The organism is Microbacterium maritypicum, from assembly GCF_008868125.1.
Lineage (GTDB): Bacteria > Actinomycetota > Actinomycetes > Actinomycetales > Microbacteriaceae > Microbacterium > Microbacterium maritypicum.
In genome coordinates, this window is record NZ_WAAQ01000001.1 from 319,122 (window position 1) to 340,137 (window position 21,016).

Sequence of the window (21,016 nt, forward strand, 5' to 3'; positions counted from 1 at the left end):
TGACAGGGGTCGGTCGACCGACGTAGCGTGACTCGCACGCCGGAGTTGCAACGTGCCAACCCCGGGACGGCGACGGTGCCGCACACCCGCTGCGAGAGGTCTCATGAACATCGGCTGCCACGGGCTCGTCTGGACGGGGAACTTCGATGCCGAGGGCATCCGTCTGGCGGTGCACAAGACCAGGGAGGCGGGTTTCGACCTCATCGAGTTCCCGCTCATGGATCCGTTCACGTTCGACGTCTCCGTCGCGAAGGATGCGCTGGAGGAGTACGACCTCGCCGTCAGTGCTTCGCTCGGACTCTCCGAGGCGACCGATGTCACCAGCGCCGATCCGGCGATCGCGGCGGCGGGCGAAGCGCTCCTGGTCAAGGCTGTCGACGTGCTCGCCGACCTCGGTGGAGAGCATTTCTGCGGGGTGATCTACAGCGCCATGAAGAAGTACATGGAGCCCGTGACCCCTGAGGGTCTCGCGAGCAGCAAGGCCGCGATCGCCCGGGTCGCCGACCATGCGGCCGCGCGCGGGGTGTCGGTCTCGCTCGAGGTCGTGAATCGCTACGAGACGAACGTGCTCAACACCGCACGACAGGCCCTCGCCTACATCGCCGAGGTGGATCGCCCGAATCTCGGGATCCACATCGACACATATCACATGAACATCGAGGAGTCGGATATGTTCACGCCCGTCCTCGATGCGGCACCGGCGCTGCGCTATGTGCACATCGGGGAGAGCCACCGCGGCTATCTCGGCACCGGAACGGTGGACTTCGACACCTTCTTCAAGGCGCTCGGTCGCATCGGTTACGGCGGCCCCATCGTGTTCGAGTCGTTCTCGTCGGCGGTCGTCGCGCCTGACCTGAGTCGCATGCTCGGCATCTGGCGGAACCTCTGGAACGACAACGACGAGCTCGGCGCGCACGCCAACGCGTACATCCGCGACAAGCTCGTCGCGGTCGATTCGATCCGCCTCCACTGAGCGGAATCGCGGGGGAAGGAGAGCGGAAGATCAAGATGTCATTACAGGTCTTCCCAATCTCTCCGACCTTAGATACATTTAGATACAACTTGCGCTGGCCGTGGCGCAGGACGCAGAATTGATCCGATGTTTGCGGCGGAATGATCCGCCGACATCGAAGCAGAACCTTCAAGGAAGCAGGTGAGCGCATGAGTGGACCCATCCTCCGGGTCGAGGGGATCAGCAAGGGATTCCCCGGCGTGCAGGCGCTGAAGGACGTGCACCTCGAGGTGCACGCCGGCGAGGTGCTCGTGCTCGTGGGCGAGAACGGCGCGGGAAAGTCGACGCTGATGAAGATCCTCTCCGGGATCTACACCAAGGACGAGGGCACGATCACGTTCGAGGGTCAGGAGGTGGAGCTCACCAGCCCCCTCCAGGCGCAGGAGCTCGGCATCACGATCATCCATCAGGAGCTCAACCTGATGCCCGATCTGACCGTGGCGCAGAACATCTACGTGGGGCGAGAGCCCACCACCGGGCCGTTCCTGTCGGAGCGCAAGCTGAACGCGCAGACCGCGGAACTGCTGCAGCGCCTGGACATCCACCTGAACCCCCGGCAGCTCGTCGGCGAGCTCACGGTGGCCGAGCAGCAGATGGTCGAGATCGCCAAGGCGCTGTCGTTCAACGCCAAGGTGCTCATCATGGACGAGCCGACCTCCGCCCTCACCGACACCGAGGTCGAGACGCTCTTCGTGCTGATCGAGCAGCTCAAGGCGCGCGGCACCGGGATCGTCTACATCTCGCACCGCATGGACGAGCTGCGCCGTCTGGCCGACCGGGTGACCGTCCTCCGTGACGGCACATACATCGGATCACTCGACAGGTCCGAGATCACCATCCCAACCATCATCGAGATGATGGTCGGACGTGTGATCGACGAGGGTACCCGTCCGCAGGCCCGAGAGCACGCGAACGATCCCGTTGTCCTCGAGGTGCAGGGTCTGTCGACCAAGAACCTCCTGAAAGACGTCTCGTTCCAGCTGCACAAGGGCGAGATCCTCGGCTTCGCCGGGCTCATGGGCGCCGGGCGCACCGAGACCGCGCGTGCCGTGATCGGCGCCGATCACCGCGACAGCGGCACGATCGCGATCGACGGTCGCACGGTGCGGATCGCCCAGCCCGCCGACGCCGTGCAGCACGGCGTCGGATACCTCTCGGAGGACCGCAAGCTCCTCGGCCTCATGCTCGAGCAGGACGTGACGTTCAACACCGTGCTCGCCTCGCTCGGCTCCTACGCCAACGCGATCGGGTGGATGGGCGACAGCAAGGCGAAGAACCGCACCAAGGAGTACGTGCAGCAGCTGCGCGTGAAGACCCCCTCGGTCAACCAGGTCGTCAAGCTCCTCTCCGGAGGGAACCAGCAGAAGGTCGTCATCGCCCGCTGGCTGATGCGCGACTGCGACATCCTCATCTTCGACGAGCCGACCCGAGGGATCGACGTCGGCGCGAAGGAGGAGATCTACCGCCTCATGCAGCAGCTCGCTGATGCAGGCAAGTCCATCATCGTCATCTCATCCGAGCTCCCGGAGATCCTCCGTGTGGCGAACCGCATCGCGGTCTTCGCCAACGGCCGCATCACCGGGACGCTCCGCAACGAGGAAGCAAGCCAGGAGAAGATCATGCAACTCGCAGCCCACGGGGAGGAAGACTGATGAGCGCTCCGCAGCAGCCCGGATCGTCGACGACGACGATCATCCAGACCGCCGTGAACGAGAACACCGACAAGAGAGACGTCGGCGCGTTCCTGAAGCGGCAGTTCCAGCAGTCGCTGGCGTTCGGCACGCTCATCGTGCTGATCATCTTCTTCTCGATCGCCAGCCCCAACTTCTTCACCTTCAGCAACATCGCCACGGTGCTGCTGTCGACCGCCGTCATCGGCATCCTCGCCCTCGGCACGACCTTCGTCATCATCACCGGCGGCATCGACCTGTCGATCGGCACCGGCATGGCGCTGTGCGCCGTGATGACGGGTGTGTTCGTGACGAACATGGGGCTCCCGGTCTGGGTCGGCGTCATCGGCGGCATCCTCACCGGTGTGCTGATGGGCCTGATCAACGGTGTGAACATCACGTTCCTCCGGCTCCCGCCGTTCATCGCGACCCTGGCGATGATGATGATCGCCGGTGGCCTCGCCCTCGTGATCTCGGGTGTCGCGCCGATCTACTTCTCGACGTCGGCCCCCGACTTCAAGAAGATCGCCCTCGGCGTGATCATCCCCGGCATCCCGAACGCCGTTCTCGTCACCGCCGTGCTCGCGATCATCGCGTACCTCGTGCTGTCGAAGACGCTGCTCGGCCGGTACACCTTCGCGATCGGCTCGAACGAAGAGGCCACGCGCCTCTCGGGCGTCAACACGCGTCGCTGGACGATCCTGATCTACATGTTCGCCGGGGCGTTCACCGGCGTCGCGGGCATCGTCATCGCCTCCCGCCTCGACTCGGCGCAGCCGCAGATCGGCACCGGGTACGAGCTGCAGGCGATCGCCGCGGTCATCATCGGCGGAACCTCGCTGCTGGGCGGACGCGGCTCGATCCTCGGCACCGTGATCGGCGCCCTCATCATGAGCGTGCTCGTGAACGGTCTGCGCATCATGTCGATCCAGTCCGAATGGCAGAACATCGTCGTCGGCGTCGTCGTGCTGCTCGCGGTCTTCCTCGACTCGCTCCGCAACCGACAGCGCACCTGAGACCTGGACGGCGACGAAACCCGTGCCCGTCGTCGTCCTCCGGCCACGGCCGGCTTCCGCGGAGACATCCGCACAGGCACCTGGAATGTCCACAGCGCCGGCTCGTCCGGCATCCACACAGAACAAACCGAGTCGTACCCAAACAATGGAGTTTTCATGAAATTCGGGAAGAAGACCGCACTCGTGGCCCTCATGGCCGCATCCGCACTGGTGTTCGCCGGCTGTGCCGGTGGCGGCGACGTGATCGAGGAAGGCTCGAGCAGCGGGGGCAGCAGCGACGGCGAGATGTACATCGCCATGGTCTCGAAGGGCTTCCAGCACCAGTTCTGGCAGGCCGTGAAGAAGGGCGCCGAGGACAAGGCGAAGGAGCTCGGCGTGAAGATCACGTTCGAGGGTCCTGCCGCCGAGACCGAGATCGCCGCGCAGCTGGAGATGCTGACCGCAGCGATCGACAAGAACCCGAGTGCCATCGCCTACGCCGCCCTCGACCCCGAGGCGTGCGTCGCCCCGCTCGAGCAGGCCAAGGCGAAGGACATTCCCGTCGTCTACTTCGACGCCCCCTGCAACGGCGACGTCGGGCTCAGCCTGTCGGCCACCGACAGCAAGGTCGCCGGTGCGCTCGCCGCCGAGCACATGGCCGAACTGATCGGCGGCGAGGGCCAGGTCGCGATCGTCGGCCACTCGCAGATCAACTCCACCGGTGTCGAGCGTCGCGACGGCTTCGTCGACAAGATCAAGGCGGACTACCCCGACATCGAGATCGTCGACATCCAGTACGGTGACGGCGACCACCTCAAGTCGGCTGACATCGCCAAGACCCTGATCGCGGCCCACCCCGACCTCAAGGGCATCTACGGCACCAACGAAGGCTCCGCCATCGGTGTCGTGAACGCCGTGAACGAGCTGGGCCTCGAGAAGGGCAAGATCACGATCGTCGGCTTCGACTCCGGCGCCGCGCAGATCAACGCCATCAAGGACGGCACCATGGCCGGCGCGATCACGCAGGACCCGATCGGCATCGGCGCACAGGTCGTGCAGGCCGCGTACGACGCCGCCAACGGCAAGTCGGTCGAGAAGTTCTACGACACCGGCTCGTACTGGTACGACAAGACCAACATCGAAGACCCGAAGATCGCGGGCGTGCTCTACGAGTGACACCGCATCGTCGAAGAAGCCCCTCACCTTCGGGTGGGGGGCTTCTTCATGTGGGAGTGATGGTCGAAGGTCAGACGCGGCGGAGGAAGGTGAGCTGCGACGACGGTTCGACGATCAGCTCCTGCAGCGCCGCGTTGAAGGGGATGCCTGCGGGGGCGGCGATGTGCGCCTGGAAGGCCGCTTCGTCGCGATAGACCTCGTAGACGAAGAAGCGGTCGGGGTCGTCGACGAGCCGGGTCGCATCGAAGACGACGTTGCCCTCCTCGGCGCGCACGACCTCGGCGAAATCGCGCAACAGGGCCGCCACGCGGTCGCCCGTTCCGGGCTGGGCGGTGAAGGTGGCGTGCAGGATGATCGGCTCGGACACGGTGTCTCCTCGGGGATGTCGGGCGTGGAGTCGGATGCTCATGGTCATGCTCGTGCGCAGGGGGAGAAGATCACGGCGCGAGGGTCAGCAGGCGGGCCGGGGTGGTCACGAGCATCCGGTGCACGGCGTCGTCGCCGACGGCCGCGCGGAGGCGCGGGAGGTAGCGGTCGCCGAGGTAGGCGAGTCCGGGCATGCCGCCGTAGGCGATGTACCGCGTGCGCCGGGCGACGTCGCCGCCGAGCACGATCCGGTCGCCGGCCCCGCGCTCCACCACCGCGACCGTCAGGGCGAGCAGCTCGGCGTCGGAGCGGGTGCGCGGACGCGCGAAGCCGTCGTAGCCGAGGTGGGCTCCACGTTCGGCGAGCGACACGTGCAGCCCGGAGTCGGGGTCGCGGTCGGCGTGCGCGAGCACGACCCGATCGGCGGACACGCCCTCGGCGTCGAGCAGGTCGAGCACCTCATGGGCCGCGGTGCCGAACTCCAGATGCACCATGACCGCAGCGCCCGTCGCGCGGTGCGCCTCGGCCACGGCGATCAGGGTGGTGCGCTCGAACGCACTGATGCGCCAGTAGTCGGCGCCGCCCTTGAGCAGACCTGCGCGCACGGGTCCGCCATCGGGCGCGGCAGCGAGGGACACCTCGGGCGTCTCGAAGATCTCCCCGTCGTCGGCGGGCATCCCGCGCGTGATGTCGGCGATGAAGAGGGCGGCCAGACGCTCGGAGGCCCACACCTGCATCGGATGATCCGCGCCGTAGTGCGCCTCGCGGTGTCGGCCGGTCGTCGCGACGATGTGCAGTCCGGTCGTCGCACTGATCCGGGCCAGGGCTGCGGGGTCGCGGGCAAGGCCGAACGGTGTGGCATCCACCATCGCCTCGAACCCGCTCGCCTGCAGCAGGGCTGCTTCTTCGCCTGACGCCCGCTCGTCGTCGAGCTCGTCGCCCGGGAGCAGCGGCGACACCTGGAACAGGTGCTCGTGATAGTCCACCCGCCCGAGCAGCGCCGGGTCGATATCGCCGAGCACCGTGCGGACGAGGGCGGACATCAGCGCACCGACTCCGCGGCCTCGGCGAGCCGTTCGACGATCTCGGGCGTCAGGTCGAGATCGAACACATCGGCCACGACCTGCGACCAGCCGTGGATGAAATACCGCCAGCCGTCGACCACGTGCAGCCCGCGTGCGAACGCTTGCGCCTCGGCCTGGTGGAGGAACTCGAGCGAGCCGCGGTAGTTGAACTCCCATGCATACGCGCCCTCGGGGAACACCACCGCGTCGGTCAGAGGAGAGCCGGGCCGGTCCTTGCCGAGCCCCGTCGCGTTGGCGATCACCGATCCTGCGGGGGCGGCGGCCACCAGCGCGTCGGCATCTTCGGCGGAAGCGGTCACGACGTACTCGATCAGCCCCTCCCTGGTGCCGTGCTGGCGGTGCACATCGCGCAGGTGGTCGAGCTTGTCCTGTGTGCGGGCCGTCACCGTGATCTTCGCCGGGGCGTCTTCGCGTTCGGCCAGCGCCCAGCTCAGGGCGGTGCCCGAACCTCCGGCGCCGAGGATCACGACTGCGGCCCCGGTGCGGGCGAAGTGGTCGGCGGGAAGGAAGTCGTTCAGGGCGAGGGCGACCGTGATCGGGTCCTTCGCCCGCCCCGACAGGACCGCGCCCCGTTTGGAGATGCTGGAGATCTCGCAGCACGACACCGCGAACGGGTCGAGCTCGTCGAACAGGTCGGAGGCCGCGGCGTACACGTTCATCTTGTGCGTGGTCACGAGCGCCCCGCGGTGATGCGGGTCGTCGCGGATCTGCTCGACCATGGCGCGGTACTGCGCGGGCTCGGCATCCATCGGCAGGTCGTGGCCGAGCAGGGTGCGGGTCGGCAGGCCCAGGATGTCGGCCCAGAGCGGGAAGACCTTCATGATCGACGATGACGCGGTGGTCACCCCGACGAACCCCATGTAGTCGGCGGATGCCGTGGCCGGTGTCGCGGCCTCTGTGCGGACGGCGTCGATGGTCATCGGGTCTCCTCGGGGACGGGGACGGGGACGGGGGCGGGGATGGAGATGGAGGCGTTGGGCACGGGGTGGGCGGGCTCGGCGCCCGACAGCACGGCGATCACGTCGGCGAGCGAGAGGGAGCCCATGTTGTCGACGGCCTGCGTGGTCTGCGCGCCCAGGTGCGGGGTGACGATCACGCGATCGGCGAGTTCGGGCGCGAGCAGCGGACTGTCATGTGCGGCCGTGTCGCCGTCGAGGGTGTCGGCCGCGTAGCCGGCGAGGATACCGTCGTGCAGCGCCCGTGCCACGGAGGCTTCGTCGATCAGATCGCCACGGGCGGTGTTGACCAGCACGGTTCCCGGTCGCATGTCGGCCAGACGCTCGGCGTCGACCAGTCGCTGGCCCCCGGGGGCGTGCAGGGTGATGACGTCGGCTCGGCGGAACAGGTCGTCGAGCGCGACGGGTTCCGCACCGCGAGAGCGCACCACGTCGTCGGGCAGGAACGGGTCGGCGGCGAGCACGCGCGGCCCGAAGCCGCGCAGTCGCGCGGCGACCCCCTGGCCGATCCGTCCGAAGCCCACGATCCCGACCGTGGCGGCCCCGAGTTCCCGCCCGCGACGCACGGTCCAGTCGCCGGCGCGCACGCGGCGGTCGCCGTCGGGGACGAAGCGGAGGGCGGCGAGCATGAGCCCGACTGCGTGGTCGGCCACCGCATCGGCGTTGGCGCCCGGAGTGTTGGTCACCGGGATGCCGCGGTCTCGCGCCGCTGCCAGGTCGACCGACTCGGTGCCGACGCCGTACCGGGCGACGACCTTGAGCTTCGGAGCCGCGGCGAGATGCTCCTCGGTGATCGCGCCGGTGCCGGCGATCCACGCGTCGGCACCATGCAGCAGCGACCGCAACTCGTCGAGGTCGTGGTGCGCCGGACCGCGGAGGATGCGGTGTCCCGCCTGAGCGGCGCGTTCCACCAGATCCAGGTCGCCGTCCGAGAACGAGCGGCTGGTGACGAGGATGACGCCCATCAGCGCGGCCGTCCGGCGAACCACGGCGCGAGGGCCGTGTAGGCGTCGACGAAGCGGGCGTGCCGCTCGGCGTAGACGGCGTGGCGCCCGGCATCCGGGGTGAACTCGGCGGTGACCTCGCTCAGGGCGCGGGCGGCAGAGAAGTCGGTGAGTCCGAGCCCGACCGCGGCGGTGACCGCGGCACCGAGGCTGTTCGCCTCTTCCACGATCGTGCGTCGGCGCACCGGCACTCCCCACACATCGGCGAGCACCGAGAGGTACACGTCGCTCTGGGCTCCGCCGCCGACGGCATCGATGCGGTCGATCACGGCGCCTGATTCACGGAACGCCTGGATGCAGCTGAGCAGGTTGAACGCCGTGCCCTCCAGCACGGCCCGCACGAGGTGCGCCCTGCCATGGTGGCGGGCCAGCCCGAGGAACGCACCCCGGGCATCCGGGTCCCACATCGGGGAGCGTTCCCCGAGCAGGTAGGGGAGGAAGTAGAGGTCGTCGGTGTCGACGTCGACGGATGCCTCGGCCGTCAGGCGCGCGGTCTCGGGGTGCGCGGGGTCGGGCGAGAGCGCCTCGGCGATCCACTGCACGGAGGCGCCGCCGGCCTGCATGGTGGCGGTGGGCACGAACGAGCCGGGAACGACGTTGTCGAACGTGAACGTGCGCATCGCGGGGTCGTGCAGCGGGGCGTCGGCCGCGAACGAGATCCACGACGAGGTGCCCAGGCACACGTACGCGCCGTCTTCCGGGGCGACCACACCCGAGCCGACGGCGGCGAGCGGTCCGTCGCCGCCACCCATCACCACGCGCACTCCCGTGTGGAGTCCGAGAGCAGCGGCGGCGGCCTCGGTCAGTGCGCCGGCGATCTGCGTGGATTCCAGGATCTCGGGGAACAGTGCGGGGTCGAGGCGCGCGGCCTGCAGCACCTCGTCCGACCAGGTGCCGCGCGCCTGGTCGTAGGCGTTGGTGCCGGATGCATCGGAGCGGTCGGTCGCGAGGCGCCCGGTCAGACGCAGCACGATGAAGTCCTTCGCGACGCACACCCGACGCACGCGCGTCCAGGTGTCGGGCTCGTTGTCGCGCACCCACATGATCTTCTCGACCGAGTAGGTGGGGTTGAGGCGGTGGCCCAAGATGCCGTAGGCACGCTCGGCGCCGATCGCGGCCTCGAGCTCGCGTTGCTGGGCGCCGGCCCTGGTGTCGGCCCAGATGATCGCCGGACGGGCGGGTTCGCCGTCGGCATCGAGCAGCACGGCCCCCATCATCTGGCCGCTGACCACGAGTCCGGCGATGTCGGTCGCGGCCGTGCCGGTGCGCGCGATCAGGTCGCGCGTGGCGGCGACGACCGCGTTCCACCAGTCCGCAGGGTTCTGCTCGGCGACCCCGCCCGCGGCGAAGTGCGCGGGGTAGGGGACGGTGACCGAGGCGACGAGACGGCCGTCGTCATGATGCAGCGAGGCCTTGTTCCCGGTCGTACCCAGGTCGTGCGCGATGATCATGGCCGGAGCCTATTCCGCGTAGGGACGCAGGTCGACGCCGGAGGCTGCGCGATAGGCACGCGAGCCCATTCCGTGCTCCAGCACCCAGCCGTAGTCGTGCCCTGCTCCTCCCGGATACACCGCGAGGAAGGCGTAGGGCTCGTCGCCGGTGTTGACCGAGCGGTGCGCCCAGCCCGGCGGGATGTAGCCGATGGTGCCGGGGAGCATGTCGAGCCATTCGGTGCGCTCGCCGTCGAACATGAGCAGGCCGCCGCGGCCCTGCAACGCCAGGTAGATCTCGCCCTGGTGGTTCGGGTGCTGGTGCCCCTTGGTCATCCAGAGCTCGCCGCCGGTGTCGCCGGGCATGATCGTGGTGATCGACTGCGGCAGCTCGCGGTCGGCCTCGGGCACGGGGGAGCTCACGACCGTGTAGACGACGGGGTTCTCGCCGGCGGATGCTTCGGCCCAGGCCTCGGCGTCGAGGAAGAGCCCCTCGAGGTCGGACATCCGCCGGGTGAGGGTCGGCCCCTCGGGCGAGAGCGTCAGCTTCTCGGCATCGAAGGCGATCGCCATCGGAGAGATCGGCGGGGTGTGGAACTCGGGCATCGGTGCTCCTCGTAACGGTGCTGCGGCGCTGCGCAACCTGTAATGACAAGTTCACTGTACCTGTTATGACAGGTGGCGTCCAGAGGTGCATGCCTGTTGCCGCTTCGGTCGCCGTTGATGCCGCCCGATCGTGAAGAATCCGGCAGGAAGTGCGACCTGAGCGCGGAGGGGCCGTCGGCGTCAGTGCCGGGTCACTCGGCGGTGCGCCTCGCGCGGTACGCGGCGACGGCGTTGCGGTTCGCGCACGTCGTGGAGCAGTAGCGCTTCGAGCGGTTGCGCGAGAGGTCGAGCGCGATCGACTGGCAGGTGTCGTCGTCGCACACGGAGAGGCGCGAGCCCTCGTCGGCGCGGATGACGTCGATCAGGGCCATCGCGGTCTCGATCAGGATGCGCTCGGCGAAGGGCTGCTCATCGGCGACGGCGTGCAGGTGCCAGTCCAAGCCGTCATGGCGACGCAGCGCCGGGGTGAGCCGGGACTCCGCGAGCGCGTCGTTGACGTGCGCGGCCATCTCGTCACGCGGTGCCAGCAGCATGGCGCGCAGGCGCGGACGCAGATCGCGCAGCGAGGCGACCTCGACCTCATCGCGGTCGAGGCGCCCGGTGTAGGGGAACTCGCGGAGGAAGGCGTCTTCATCGTCGAGGTCGTTCAGCGTGTCCGGCTGTTCGGCGGAGTTCGCGAGCCAGACGGCGGAACGCAGCGCCTCCTCCGTGTCATCGGTGAAGATCATGTTGACATCTTACAGCGCGCGCGAGTAGCGTCATCGATCATGAGCAAGGTGAGAAGTGACACGGTGGTCTCCTCCGCACGAGACGTGCGCCTCGGACTGCCGCTCGCGCTCGCCGCGGCCTTCGCCTTCGGCATGTCGGGCGGGTGGGCGCGAGGGCTCATAGATGCCGGATGGACGCCCGGGGCTGCCGTGACCGCCCGCATCTGGGTGGCCGCTCTCGTGCTGCTGATCCCGACGATCCTGTCCCTCCGAGGGCGGTGGGTGCTGCTGCGGCGCAACGCCGGCATGATCCTCGCCTACGGACTGCTGGCTGTCGCCGCGACCCAGCTCTTCTACTTCCAGGCCGTGGCCGTCATGGACGTGGGTCTGGCTCTGCTCATCGAGTACACCGCCCCGGTCGCGGTGCTGCTGTGGCTGTGGCTGCGAAGGGGTGAACGGCCGACCCGCCGCAGCATCCTCGGCGCGGCCATCGCCTTCGTCGGGCTCGTGCTCATGCTCGACATCCTCACGGGGGCCGACGTGAACGTGGCCGGCATCCTGTGGGCACTCGGGGCGATGGTGGGCGCGGCGACCTACTTCGTGCTCTCGGCCAAGGTCGACACCGGGCTGCCGCCCATCGCCCTCGCCGGGAGCGGTCTGCTTCTCGGCGCGGTCGGGCTCACCGTGGCCGGTGCGATCGGCGTGCTGCCGATCGCGTGGACCACCGACGACATCGCGTACCGGTTCGGCAGCGTGCCCTGGTTCGTGCCGGTGCTGGCGATGGGGGTCGTGGCGACCGCGCTCGCCTACCTGCTCGGCATCGCCTCCACGCGGATGCTGGGTTCGCGGCTCGCCTCCTTCGTCGCACTCGCCGAGGTGGTGGCGGCCCTGCTGTTCGGCTGGCTGCTTCTCGGGCAGCTGCCCGACCTGCTGCAGGCGCTCGGCGGCGTGCTCGTGCTCGTGGGCGTCGTGGTCGTGAAGCTGGGTGAGCCCGTCGCGGCGAAATTCGTCGAGCCGATACCCGCGGGGGCGCCGGCGCTTCCTGCGAAGAATGTATACGAGAAGCCCGCTGAGAAAGAACTCTGACCCTTCAATCTCGGTTTATGTATACACTGAGGGCATGACCCTCGCCGTGGAACGCACCTCCGCGAGTGATCGCGCGTACGCGGCTCTGCTCGATGGCATCCAGTCGGGCACGCTCCCGGCCGGTTTCGTGCTCGGCGAGGTCGAACAGGCCGAGCGCCTGGGTGTGAGCCGCACCCCGATGCGTGAAGCGCTGCGTCGACTCATCGCGGATGGGCTCGTCGTGCAGCAGTCGCCGCGGGTCACCGTGGTCGCCGATCTGGATGCCGACGACATCCGCTCCCTCTTCGAGATCCGCCGCGCGCTCGAGGAGAGCTCAGCCCGCCTCGCCGCCACCAGGGGAGACGCCGCCCTGTTCGCCGCACTCGCCGACGAGTTCGCGCACGTCGACCTCGACGCCGTCGAAGGCCGTGACGCCTACTACGCGCTGATCGCCCGCTTCGACGTCGCGCTCGACGCGGCCGTCGCGAACGACTACATCGCCTCGGCGCTGCGCACCGTGCGCACCCACCTCGTGCGTGTCCGCCGGATGGCTCGCGACAAGCCCGCCCGGCTCGCCGCCTCCGCCGCCGAGCACCGCACCATCGCCGAGGCGCTCGCCGCCCGCGACGGCGACCTCGCCGCCCACGCCACGCACGTGCATCTGCACAACGCGCTCACCGGCATCCTCGATTCCCTCGAATCCCGCAACAGTGAAGGATAAGAAATGACCGTCACCCACCACGTCCGTGTGCACCGCAGCGACGAGAACCTCGCCAGGGAAGACCAGCTCGCCTGGAAGATCGCCGAGGTCGCCGCCGACCAGGTCGAGGTCGAGCAGGACGTCGTCGACATGATCATCAACCGCATCATCGACAACGCTTCGGTGGCTGCGGCCTCCCTCACCCGTGCGCCCATCAACGCGGCCAGGGCCCAGGCGTTCAGCCACCCCGTCTCGACCGGCGGCGTCGGTGCGAACCTGTTCGGTGCGGCGCTCGATCACCGCACCAGCCCCGAGTGGGCCGCCTGGGCGAACGGCGTGGCCGTGCGCGAGCTCGACTACCACGACACGTTCCTCGCCGCGGAGTACTCGCACCCCGGCGACAACATCCCGCCGATCCTCGCGGTCGCGCAGCACACCGGGAAGGACGGGCGGGCGCTCGTGCGCGGCATCGCCACCGGCTACGAGATCCAGATGGACCTGGTGCGCGCGATCTGCCTGCACAAGCACAAGATCGACCACGTCGCCCACCTCGGCCCGTCCGCCGCCGCCGGCATCGGCACCCTGCTCGGCCTCGACGTCGAGACCATCTACCAGGCCGTCGGGCAGGGCCTTCACACCACGACCGCCACGCGCCAGAGCCGCAAGGGCGAGATCTCGACCTGGAAGGCGCACGCTCCGGCCTTCGCCGGCAAGATGGCCGTCGAAGCCGTCGACCGGGCGATGCGCGGACAGACCAGCCCCGCCCCCATCTATGAAGGCGAAGACGGCGTGATCGCCTGGATGCTCGACGGCAAGGACACGTCGTACGACGTGCCGCTGCCCGCCGCCGGCGAGCCCAAGCGCGCGATCCTCGACTCGTACACGAAGGAGCACTCGGCCGAATACCAGGCGCAGGCGCTGATCGACCTCGCCCGCAAGCTCGGGATCGAGAACCCGGCGCTGCGCGACCCGGAGAACATCGATCAGATCGTGATCCACACCAGCCACCACACCCACAACGTGATCGGCTCCGGCGCGAACGACCCGCAGAAGTACGACCCGACCGCGTCGCGAGAGACGCTCGACCACTCGGTGCCGTACATCTTCGCGGTGGCCCTGCAGGACGGCGGGTGGCACCACGTCGACTCCTACGCCCCCGAGCGCGCGGGCCGTGCCGACACGGTCGCGCTGTGGCACAAGATCACCACGGCGGAGGATGCCGAGTGGACCCGCCGTTACCACTCCGAGGACCCGGCCGAGAAGGCGTTCGGCGGTCGTGTGGAGATCCGCCTCGCCGACGGCTCGACCGTGGTCGACGAGATCGCCGTGGCCGATGCGCACCCGCTGGGGGCTCGTCCGTTCGCCCGAGAGAACTACATCGCGAAGTTCCGTCTGCTGGCGGAGCCCGTGCTCGAGCCCGCCGAGATCGAGCGGTTCCTCGCCCTCGTGCAGCGCCTGCCCGAGCTGACGGCTGCCGAGGTCGGCGAGCTCTCGATCGTCGCGAAGCCCGGCCTGCTCGAGGCTGCTCCTGCTCCTGCGGGACTGTTCTGATGCTGTACTCCACCGTCACGCCCGCCGAGAAGCGCCGACTGTTCCGCGAGCGCCTCGCGAGCGGGGAGCTGCTGCGCTTCCCCGGTGCGTTCAACCCGCTGAGCGCGCGCCTGATCGAGCAGAAGGGCTTCGACGGCGTCTACATCTCCGGCGCCGTGCTCTCGGCTGACCTTGGCCTGCCCGACATCGGCCTCACGACGCTCACCGAGGTGGCCGGACGGGCGAAGCAGATCGCCCGCATGACCGACCTCCCCGCGATCGTCGACGCCGACACCGGCTTCGGCGAGCCGATGAACGTCGCCCGCACGATCCAGGAGCTCGAAGACGCGGGCCTCGCCGGCACGCACATCGAGGATCAGGTCAATCCGAAGCGCTGCGGCCACCTCGACGGCAAGGCCGTGGTCGACGAGAACACCGCGATCAAGCGCATCCGTGCCGCAGCCGACGCTCGTCGCGACGAGAACTTCCTCATCATGGCGCGCACCGACATCCGCGCGGTCGAGGGTCTCGACGCCGCGATCGACCGTGCCAAGGCGCTGGTCGACGCCGGTGCCGACGCGGTGTTCCCCGAGGCCATGCGCACTCTCGCCGAGTTCGAGGCCATGGCCGCGGCGCTCGACGTGCCGATCCTGGCGAACATGACGGAGTTCGGCAAGAGCGAGCTGTTCTCGGTCGACCAGCTGCGTGACGCGGGTGTGAACCTGGTGATCTGGCCCGTGTCGCTGCTGCGCATCTCGATGGGGGCCGCAGGCCGCGCACTGGATACTCTGAACGAAGAGGGGCACCTGACCTCCACGCTCAGCGAGATGCAGCACCGCGCCGATCTCTACGATCTGATCGACTACGAGTCGTACGACCACTTCGACTCTGGCGTCTTCAACTTCACCATCACGAAGGAGTGACCATGACCGAGCCGGACATCAAGAAGGGCCTCGCGGGCGTCGTCGTCGACACGACCGCGATCTCGAAGGTCAACCCCGAGACGAACAGCCTGCTGTACCGCGGCTACCCCGTGCAGGAGTTGGCGGACACGCAGCCGTTCGAGGCCGTCGCCTACCTGCTGTGGAACGGCGAGCTGCCCACTCCGGAGGAGCTCGCAGCCTTCCGGCTCGAGGAGCGCAAGCACCGGACGCTCGCCGACAACGTCAAGACCGCGATCGACTTGGTCCCGCTGGATGCGCACCCGATGGACGAGGTGCGTACCGCGGTCAGCCTGATCGGCGCCTCCGACCCCGGCGCCGGCGGCTCGGTGCTCGACGCGGGCGGCAGCCCCGAGCAGAACCTCGAGCGCAGTATCCGCCTGTTCGCCGCGCTTCCTGCGATCGTCGCCTACGGTCAGCGTCGTCGTCGCGGCCAGGAGATCATCGCTGCACGCTCCGACCTCGACTACTCCGCGAACTTCCTCTGGATGACGTTCGGCGAAGAGGCGGATGACGTCGTGGTGGATGCCTTCAACCGCTCGATGATCCTCTACGCCGAGCACTCCTTCAACGCCTCCACGTTCACCGCGCGCGTGATCACCTCGACCCTGAGCGACATCTACTCGGCGGTCGTCGGCGCGATCGGCGCGCTCAAGGGTCCGCTGCACGGTGGCGCCAACGAGGCCGTGCTGCACATCTTCGACGACATCGGCACGGCCGAGAACGTCGTGCCGTGGCTCGACAAAGCACTCGCCGAGAAGCGCAAGATCATGGGCTTCGGGCACCGCGTCTACAAGAAGGGCGACTCGCGTGTGCCGACCATGAAGGCCGCGCTCGACACCCTCGTGGAGCATTACGACCGCGCCGACGTCGCCGCTCTGTACGACGCTCTCGAGTCGGAGTTCGTGGCGCGCAAGGGCATCTACCCGAACCTCGACTACCCCTCGGGCCCGGCCTACAACCTGATCGGCTTCGACACGCTGACCTTCACGCCGCTGTTCGTGGCGGCGCGGGTGACGGGCTGGACCGCGCACGTGATCGAGCAGGCCGGATCCAACGCGCTGATCCGTCCGCTGTCGCACTACGACGGCCCGGACGAGCGGCACGTCGCGGTCTGAGCGTCGCGGTCAGCGGGTGAGCCAGCTCCGCAGGGACCGGGTCACGAACGGCAGCACCCAGTACGCCATGATCGGCGTGAGCACGAGGGTGGTGGCCAGCACCCGCGCCCAGATCGGCAGCTCGTTCCACCCCGGCACGGGGCTCATCGCGTAGGTGAACGCGAGGTTCACGGGGAAGAAGCCCAGCCAGATCGAGGTCGCCTGCTTCCACCGCGGGGGAGCGGGGGCGACGGTGACCGTCTCGGTCGTGCCGTCGGCGGACGGCAGCGTGATCGTGCCGGTGGTCGGCTCGTCGAACCAGCCCTCGATCCCGGTGCGGCGCTTGGAGCGCTCGCTGCGCACGAAGCCCTGGCCCATCGACAGCCACCAGGCCCGCTCTGCCGACTGCTCCCAGGCGGTGAGCGAGTCCTCGCTCGCGAACCGGTAGAGCATGTGCCACACCTGCGAGTCCTCGCCGGCGCGCACCCAGCCGGAGCCGAGGAAGCCCGGGTACTTCGTCGCGAGGTTCACCCCCGTCTGCACCCAGGCGGTCGCCTCGACGATGCGCTCGGGGTCGACTTCGCGGCGAATGGACACGGTGAGGGGTTCGGACATGGTGGGGTCCTCGGGGGAACGGGCGCCCGGGGTCGGGGCGTCGAAGCGGATGCGCCAAGGGTGGCGGCGCACCGTCGATTCTAATTCGGATGCGGCGTGCTCCCGGCCGCTCCCGCCTCCACGAGGAGGACCCCCGCCGACCCGATTCGGCGGGGGTCTCGCGGCGTGGAGCCGCGACGGGAGCGAGAGCGCTCACCGTGTGCGCGGTAGACGTGACACCCGATCCGGTCTGAGTCTCTGTCCGCGCACCTGCAGTTGTACCCGGGCGAGATGACGCGGCGGTGAACGCGGCGCGAACAACCTCGATCGACGCAGACGCAGCCGTGCGCGAGGAATACAAGGATGTCCTAGTAAATGTCCGGCCCTCCGAGTAAACTCCCCAATGTGCCAACGACGGCACGGAGGGATGTCACACAATGACTCGTACTATCCCGCACTTCGTGGGCGGATCGCTTCTCACTCCCGACTCCGGTCGGTTCGCCGACGTGTTCGATCCGAGCACCGGTGCCGTGCAGGCGCGCGTGCCGCTCGCCTCGGCCGACGAGGTGCGCCGCGTGATCGCGAACGCAGAAGAGGCGCAGGTCGCGTGGGCCGCGACCAACCCGCAGAAGCGCGCTCGCGTGCTGTTGCGGTTCCTCGACCTGGTGCAGCGTGAGATGACGTCACTGGCCGAGCTGCTCGCGAGCGAGCACGGCAAGACGGTCGACGATGCGAAGGGCGACATCCAGCGCGGCCTCGAGGTCATCGAGTTCGCAGCCGGCGCTCCGCACCTGCTCAAGGGCGAGTACTCCACCGGTGCGGGAACGGGCATCGACGTCTACTCGATGCGGCAGCCGCTCGGGGTCGTCGCCGCGATCACCCCGTTCAACTTCCCCGCCATGATCCCGCTGTGGAAGGCCGGCCCCGCGCTCGCCGCCGGCAACGCGGTGGTGCTCAAGCCCAGCGAGCGCGACCCCTCGGTGCCGGTGCGCATCGCGGAGCTCTTCCTCGAAGCGGGTCTCCCCGCGGGTGTCCTCAACGTCGTGCACGGCGACAAGGAGGCGGTCGACACGCTGCTCACCGACGAGCGCATCCGCGCCGTGGGCTTCGTCGGATCGACCCCGATCGCCGAGTACATCTATGCGACGGCCGCGGCGAACGGCAAGCGCGCGCAGTGCTTCGGCGGCGCGAAGAACCACATGATCGTGATGCCCGACGCCGACCTCGATCAGGCCGTCGACGCGCTGATCGGCTCGGGGTACGGCTCGGCGGGCGAGCGCTGCATGGCCATCTCGGTCGCTGTCCCGGTGGGACAGGAGACAGCCGACGCGCTGGCCGCCAAGCTCACCGAACGCGTCGCCCAGCTGCGGGTCGGCCCCTCTCTCGCGGCCGACGTCGACTACGGCCCGCTGGTCACACGGGCGGCCGTCGAGCGGGTCGAGGGCTACATCCAGCAGGGCATCGACGAGGGGGCGACACTCCTCGCCGACGGTCGCGGCTTCACCGTGGAAGGGCACGAGGAGGGCTTCTACCTCGGACCGACCCTGTTCGACCACGTCACCACCGACATGGCGATCTACCGAGAGGAGATCTTCGGCCCCGTGCTGGTCATCGCCCGCGCCGCCGACTACGAGGAGGCGCTGCGGATGGCCTCGGAGCACGAGTACGGCAACGGCGTCGCGATCTTCACGCGCGACGGCGACGCGGCCCGCGACTTCGCCGCCCGCGTCGAGGTGGGGATGGTCGGTGTGAACGTGCCGATCCCGGTCCCGATCGCGTACTACACGTTCGGCGGCTGGAAGCGCAGCGGATTCGGCGACCTCAATCAGCACGGAACCGACGCCTTCCGGTTCTACACGAAGACCAAGACGGTGACGAGCCGCTGGCCCGCAGCAGGCATCCGCGATGGTGCCAGCTTCGTCATCCCGACCATGCACTAGCCCCGGAAACCTCGCACAAGGAAACCACGATGACCATGACCACCGTCACCACCACCGCCGAGGAGCGCGAGGCGATCATCGGCGCCGTCCGCGAGTTCGCCGAGACCGAGCTCGCCCCGTACGCCGCCGAGCGCGACGAGAAGCACCTGTTCCCGCGGGAGTCGCTCAGCCGGGCCGGCGAGCTCGGGCTCGGCGGCATCTACGTCGACGAGGAGTTCGGCGGCAGCGGCCTCAGCCGTCTCGACACCGTCGCGATCTTCGAGGAGCTCGCGAAGGGCGACCCCGCGGTCGCGGCCTACATCTCCATCCACAACATGGTCGTCTGGATGATCGACACCTACGGCGACGACGCCCAGCGCGCGCACTGGCTGCCGATGCTGACGGCCATGTCGGAGTTCGGCGGCTACTGCCTCACCGAGCCGGGCGCAGGATCGGATGCCGCGAACATCGCGACCAGCGCCGTCCGCGACGGCGACGACTACGTGCTCACCGGAGTGAAGCAGTTCATCTCCGGAGCGGGCGAGGCTGCCGTCTACGTCGTCATGGCGCGCACGGGGGAGCCGGGCGCGCGCGGCATCAGCGCCTTCCTCGTCCCCGGCGACTCCGAGGCGTTGAGCTTCGGCGCCCCGGAGAAGAAGATGGGCTGGCACGCGCAGCCCACCCGCCAGGTGATCCTCGACGGTGTGCGGGTTCCCGCCTCCTCCATGCTCGGCGACGAGGGTCGCGGGTTCGCGATCGCGATGTCCGCGCTCAACGGAGGCCGTCTCAACATCGCCGCCTGCTCGCTCGGGGGCGCCCAGTGGGCACTCGATCAGGCCGTGAAGTACGTGCACGAGCGGATGGCGTTCGGCGAGCCGCTCGCCGAGAAGCAGTCCATCCTGTTCGCGATCGCCGACATGCGCACCGACCTGCACGCGGCACGACTCATGGTGCGCGACGGCGCGCAGGCGGTCGACGAGCACGCACCCGACGCGACGATGCGCTGCGCCATGGCCAAGCGCTTCGCGACCGACGCCGGCTTCGACGTCGCCAACAGGGCTCTGCAACTGCACGGCGGCTACGGCTATCTGCAGGACTACGGGATCGAGAAGGTCGTCCGCGACCTGCGCGTGCATCAGATCCTGGAGGGGACGAACGAGATCATGCGACTGATCGTCGGACGTGAGATGCTGCGGCCGGCGGGTTCCGCCTCCCTCCAGCGCAACGGCGGAGATCAGATGCGGAGCGGATCATGACGGCGCCGTCCTCCCCGGTGGTCGTCGCGTTCCTCGGCCTCGGGCACATGGGACTGCCGATGGCGAAGAACCTCCTCGCCGCGGGACATGAGGTGCACGGCTTCGATCTGGTCCCCGCGGCCATCGAAGCGGCGCAGACGGCCGGCATCCCGGTGGCGGCGAGCGGCGCGGATGCCGTGGCCGACGCGGATGTCGTCATCACCATGTTCCCCGCCGGAAAGCACGTGATCGAGGCCTATCGCACCGAACTGCTCGCGGCCGCCCGCCCCGGCACGCTCTTCATCGAGTCGTCGACCATCGCCGTCGATGAGGCTCGGGCCGCCCACGCTCTCGCGCTCGCCGCCGGGCACCGCAACGTCGACGCTCCGGTGTCGGGAGGCGTGGTCGGCGCGGAGAACGGCACCCTCGCCTTCATGGTCGGCGGGTCGGACGACGACTTCGCAGCCGCCCTCCCGCTGCTCGAGGTCATGGGAAAGCGCATCGTGCACTGCGGCGGTCCCGGCCTCGGGCAGGCGGCGAAGGTGTGCAACAACATGGTGCTCGCGGTCTCGCAGATCGCGGTGGCCGAGGCGTTCGTGCTAGGGGAGCGGCTCGGGCTCGAGCATCAGGCGCTGTTCGACGTCGTCTCGCAGGCCTCGGGCCAGTGCTGGTCGATCACGACCAACTGCCCCGTGCCCGGCCCTGTGCCCACGAGTCCTGCCAACCGCGACTATCAGCCGGGTTTCGCCGGGGCGTTGATGGCGAAGGATCTCGGCCTCGCGCTGCAGGCGATCGAGCAGACGTCGACGGATGCCAGGATGGGCCGTCTCGCGCAGGAGATCTATGCCGCGTTCGCGGCCGGCGACGGCGCGGGGCGCGATTTCTCCGGGATCATCACCGACATCCGCGACGACCGCGTGTGATGATC

Annotated in this window: 20 protein-coding genes; 12 read left to right on the forward strand and 8 right to left on the reverse strand. The window is 68.8% G+C overall.

The genetic code is table 11. The annotated features are described in order from the left end of the window. Positions 1-103 precede the first annotated feature (103 nt). The 4 genes from F6W70_RS01565 (at position 104) to F6W70_RS01580 (ending at position 4,853) form a co-directional block, all read left to right on the forward strand. Positions 104-973, forward strand: coding sequence for a sugar phosphate isomerase/epimerase family protein (locus F6W70_RS01565; protein WP_151485742.1), 870 nt, complete (start codon positions 104-106; stop codon positions 971-973). Between the two features lie 188 nt (positions 974-1,161). Continuing rightward, on the forward strand, positions 1,162-2,664 hold the full coding sequence (locus tag F6W70_RS01570) for a sugar ABC transporter ATP-binding protein (RefSeq protein ID WP_017829493.1): 1,503 nt from the start codon (positions 1,162-1,164) through the stop codon (positions 2,662-2,664). Beyond that, positions 2,664-3,698: an ABC transporter permease gene (locus F6W70_RS01575; RefSeq protein ID WP_318278774.1), complete on the forward strand. Its 1,035-nt coding sequence runs from the start codon at positions 2,664-2,666 to the stop codon at positions 3,696-3,698. The genes F6W70_RS01570 and F6W70_RS01575 overlap by 1 nt, the downstream gene beginning before the upstream one ends. Before the next feature lie 156 nt (positions 3,699-3,854). Then, the gene (locus F6W70_RS01580; protein ID WP_151485743.1) at positions 3,855-4,853 is read left to right on the forward strand and encodes an ABC transporter substrate-binding protein; all 999 of its coding nucleotides are present in this window, start codon (positions 3,855-3,857) and stop codon (positions 4,851-4,853) included. Between the two features lie 70 nt (positions 4,854-4,923). On the opposite strand, the gene F6W70_RS01585 is transcribed toward F6W70_RS01580, so the two are convergent. The 7 genes from F6W70_RS01585 to F6W70_RS01615 form a co-directional block, all read right to left on the reverse strand. Continuing rightward, the gene (locus tag F6W70_RS01585; RefSeq protein ID WP_318278775.1) at positions 4,924-5,220 is read right to left on the reverse strand and encodes a putative quinol monooxygenase; all 297 of its coding nucleotides are present in this window, start codon (positions 5,218-5,220) and stop codon (positions 4,924-4,926) included. Between the two features lie 70 nt (positions 5,221-5,290). Beyond that, on the reverse strand, positions 5,291-6,262 hold the full coding sequence (locus F6W70_RS01590) for a phosphotriesterase family protein (RefSeq protein WP_151485745.1): 972 nt from the start codon (positions 6,260-6,262) through the stop codon (positions 5,291-5,293). Continuing rightward, the gene (locus F6W70_RS01595) at positions 6,262-7,224 is read right to left on the reverse strand and encodes a shikimate dehydrogenase family protein (RefSeq protein ID WP_151485746.1); all 963 of its coding nucleotides are present in this window, start codon (positions 7,222-7,224) and stop codon (positions 6,262-6,264) included. The genes F6W70_RS01590 and F6W70_RS01595 overlap by 1 nt, the downstream gene beginning before the upstream one ends. Then, a complete protein-coding gene (locus F6W70_RS01600; protein ID WP_151485747.1) occupies positions 7,221-8,249 on the reverse strand; it encodes a phosphoglycerate dehydrogenase in 1,029 nt (342 codons plus the stop codon). The genes F6W70_RS01595 and F6W70_RS01600 overlap by 4 nt, the downstream gene beginning before the upstream one ends. After that, positions 8,225-9,715: a xylulokinase gene (gene xylB, locus F6W70_RS01605; RefSeq protein ID WP_151485748.1), complete on the reverse strand. Its 1,491-nt coding sequence runs from the start codon at positions 9,713-9,715 to the stop codon at positions 8,225-8,227. The genes F6W70_RS01600 and xylB overlap by 25 nt, the downstream gene beginning before the upstream one ends. Before the next feature lie 9 nt (positions 9,716-9,724). Then, a complete protein-coding gene (locus F6W70_RS01610) occupies positions 9,725-10,300 on the reverse strand; it encodes a glucose-6-phosphate isomerase family protein (RefSeq protein WP_017829485.1) in 576 nt (191 codons plus the stop codon). Positions 10,301-10,491: 191 nt separating this feature from the next. Then, positions 10,492-11,028, reverse strand: coding sequence for a CGNR zinc finger domain-containing protein (locus F6W70_RS01615; protein WP_127483074.1), 537 nt, complete (start codon positions 11,026-11,028; stop codon positions 10,492-10,494). Between the two features lie 39 nt (positions 11,029-11,067). Between F6W70_RS01615 and F6W70_RS01620 the strand changes: the two genes are divergently transcribed. From F6W70_RS01620 to F6W70_RS01640, 5 genes are read left to right on the forward strand one after another with little or no spacing between them, the layout of a single operon-like run. Continuing rightward, on the forward strand, positions 11,068-12,093 hold the full coding sequence (locus tag F6W70_RS01620) for an EamA family transporter (RefSeq protein WP_151485749.1): 1,026 nt from the start codon (positions 11,068-11,070) through the stop codon (positions 12,091-12,093). Positions 12,094-12,127: 34 nt separating this feature from the next. Further along, positions 12,128-12,793 carry a GntR family transcriptional regulator gene (locus tag F6W70_RS01625; protein WP_151485750.1) on the forward strand — a complete coding sequence of 222 codons (666 nt, stop codon included), beginning with the start codon at positions 12,128-12,130 and terminating at the stop codon, positions 12,791-12,793. A gap of 3 nt (positions 12,794-12,796) precedes the next feature. Then, the gene (locus F6W70_RS01630; RefSeq protein ID WP_151485751.1) at positions 12,797-14,323 is read left to right on the forward strand and encodes an MmgE/PrpD family protein; all 1,527 of its coding nucleotides are present in this window, start codon (positions 12,797-12,799) and stop codon (positions 14,321-14,323) included. Continuing rightward, positions 14,323-15,225: a methylisocitrate lyase gene (prpB, locus tag F6W70_RS01635; protein WP_151485752.1), complete on the forward strand. Its 903-nt coding sequence runs from the start codon at positions 14,323-14,325 to the stop codon at positions 15,223-15,225. Before F6W70_RS01630 ends, prpB begins: the two co-directional genes overlap by 1 nt. Before the next feature lie 2 nt (positions 15,226-15,227). Beyond that, positions 15,228-16,361: a bifunctional 2-methylcitrate synthase/citrate synthase gene (locus F6W70_RS01640; RefSeq protein WP_151485753.1), complete on the forward strand. Its 1,134-nt coding sequence runs from the start codon at positions 15,228-15,230 to the stop codon at positions 16,359-16,361. A gap of 9 nt (positions 16,362-16,370) precedes the next feature. On the opposite strand, the gene F6W70_RS01645 is transcribed toward F6W70_RS01640, so the two are convergent. After that, complete coding sequence (locus F6W70_RS01645; protein WP_055866086.1) at positions 16,371-16,955, reverse strand: antibiotic biosynthesis monooxygenase; 585 nt, start codon at positions 16,953-16,955, stop codon at positions 16,371-16,373. Between the two features lie 416 nt (positions 16,956-17,371). Between F6W70_RS01645 and F6W70_RS01650 the strand changes: the two genes are divergently transcribed. The 3 genes from F6W70_RS01650 to mmsB are packed head-to-tail and all read left to right on the forward strand — an operon-like array spanning position 17,372 to position 21,011. Then, positions 17,372-18,874: a CoA-acylating methylmalonate-semialdehyde dehydrogenase gene (locus F6W70_RS01650; RefSeq protein ID WP_055866083.1), complete on the forward strand. Its 1,503-nt coding sequence runs from the start codon at positions 17,372-17,374 to the stop codon at positions 18,872-18,874. Between the two features lie 29 nt (positions 18,875-18,903). Continuing rightward, positions 18,904-20,109 carry an acyl-CoA dehydrogenase family protein gene (locus F6W70_RS01655; protein ID WP_151485754.1) on the forward strand — a complete coding sequence of 402 codons (1,206 nt, stop codon included), beginning with the start codon at positions 18,904-18,906 and terminating at the stop codon, positions 20,107-20,109. After that, positions 20,106-21,011, forward strand: a complete 906-nt coding sequence (mmsB, locus tag F6W70_RS01660; RefSeq protein ID WP_151485755.1) for a 3-hydroxyisobutyrate dehydrogenase — start codon at positions 20,106-20,108, stop codon at positions 21,009-21,011. Before F6W70_RS01655 ends, mmsB begins: the two co-directional genes overlap by 4 nt. The last annotated feature ends 5 nt before the right edge of the window (positions 21,012-21,016 follow it).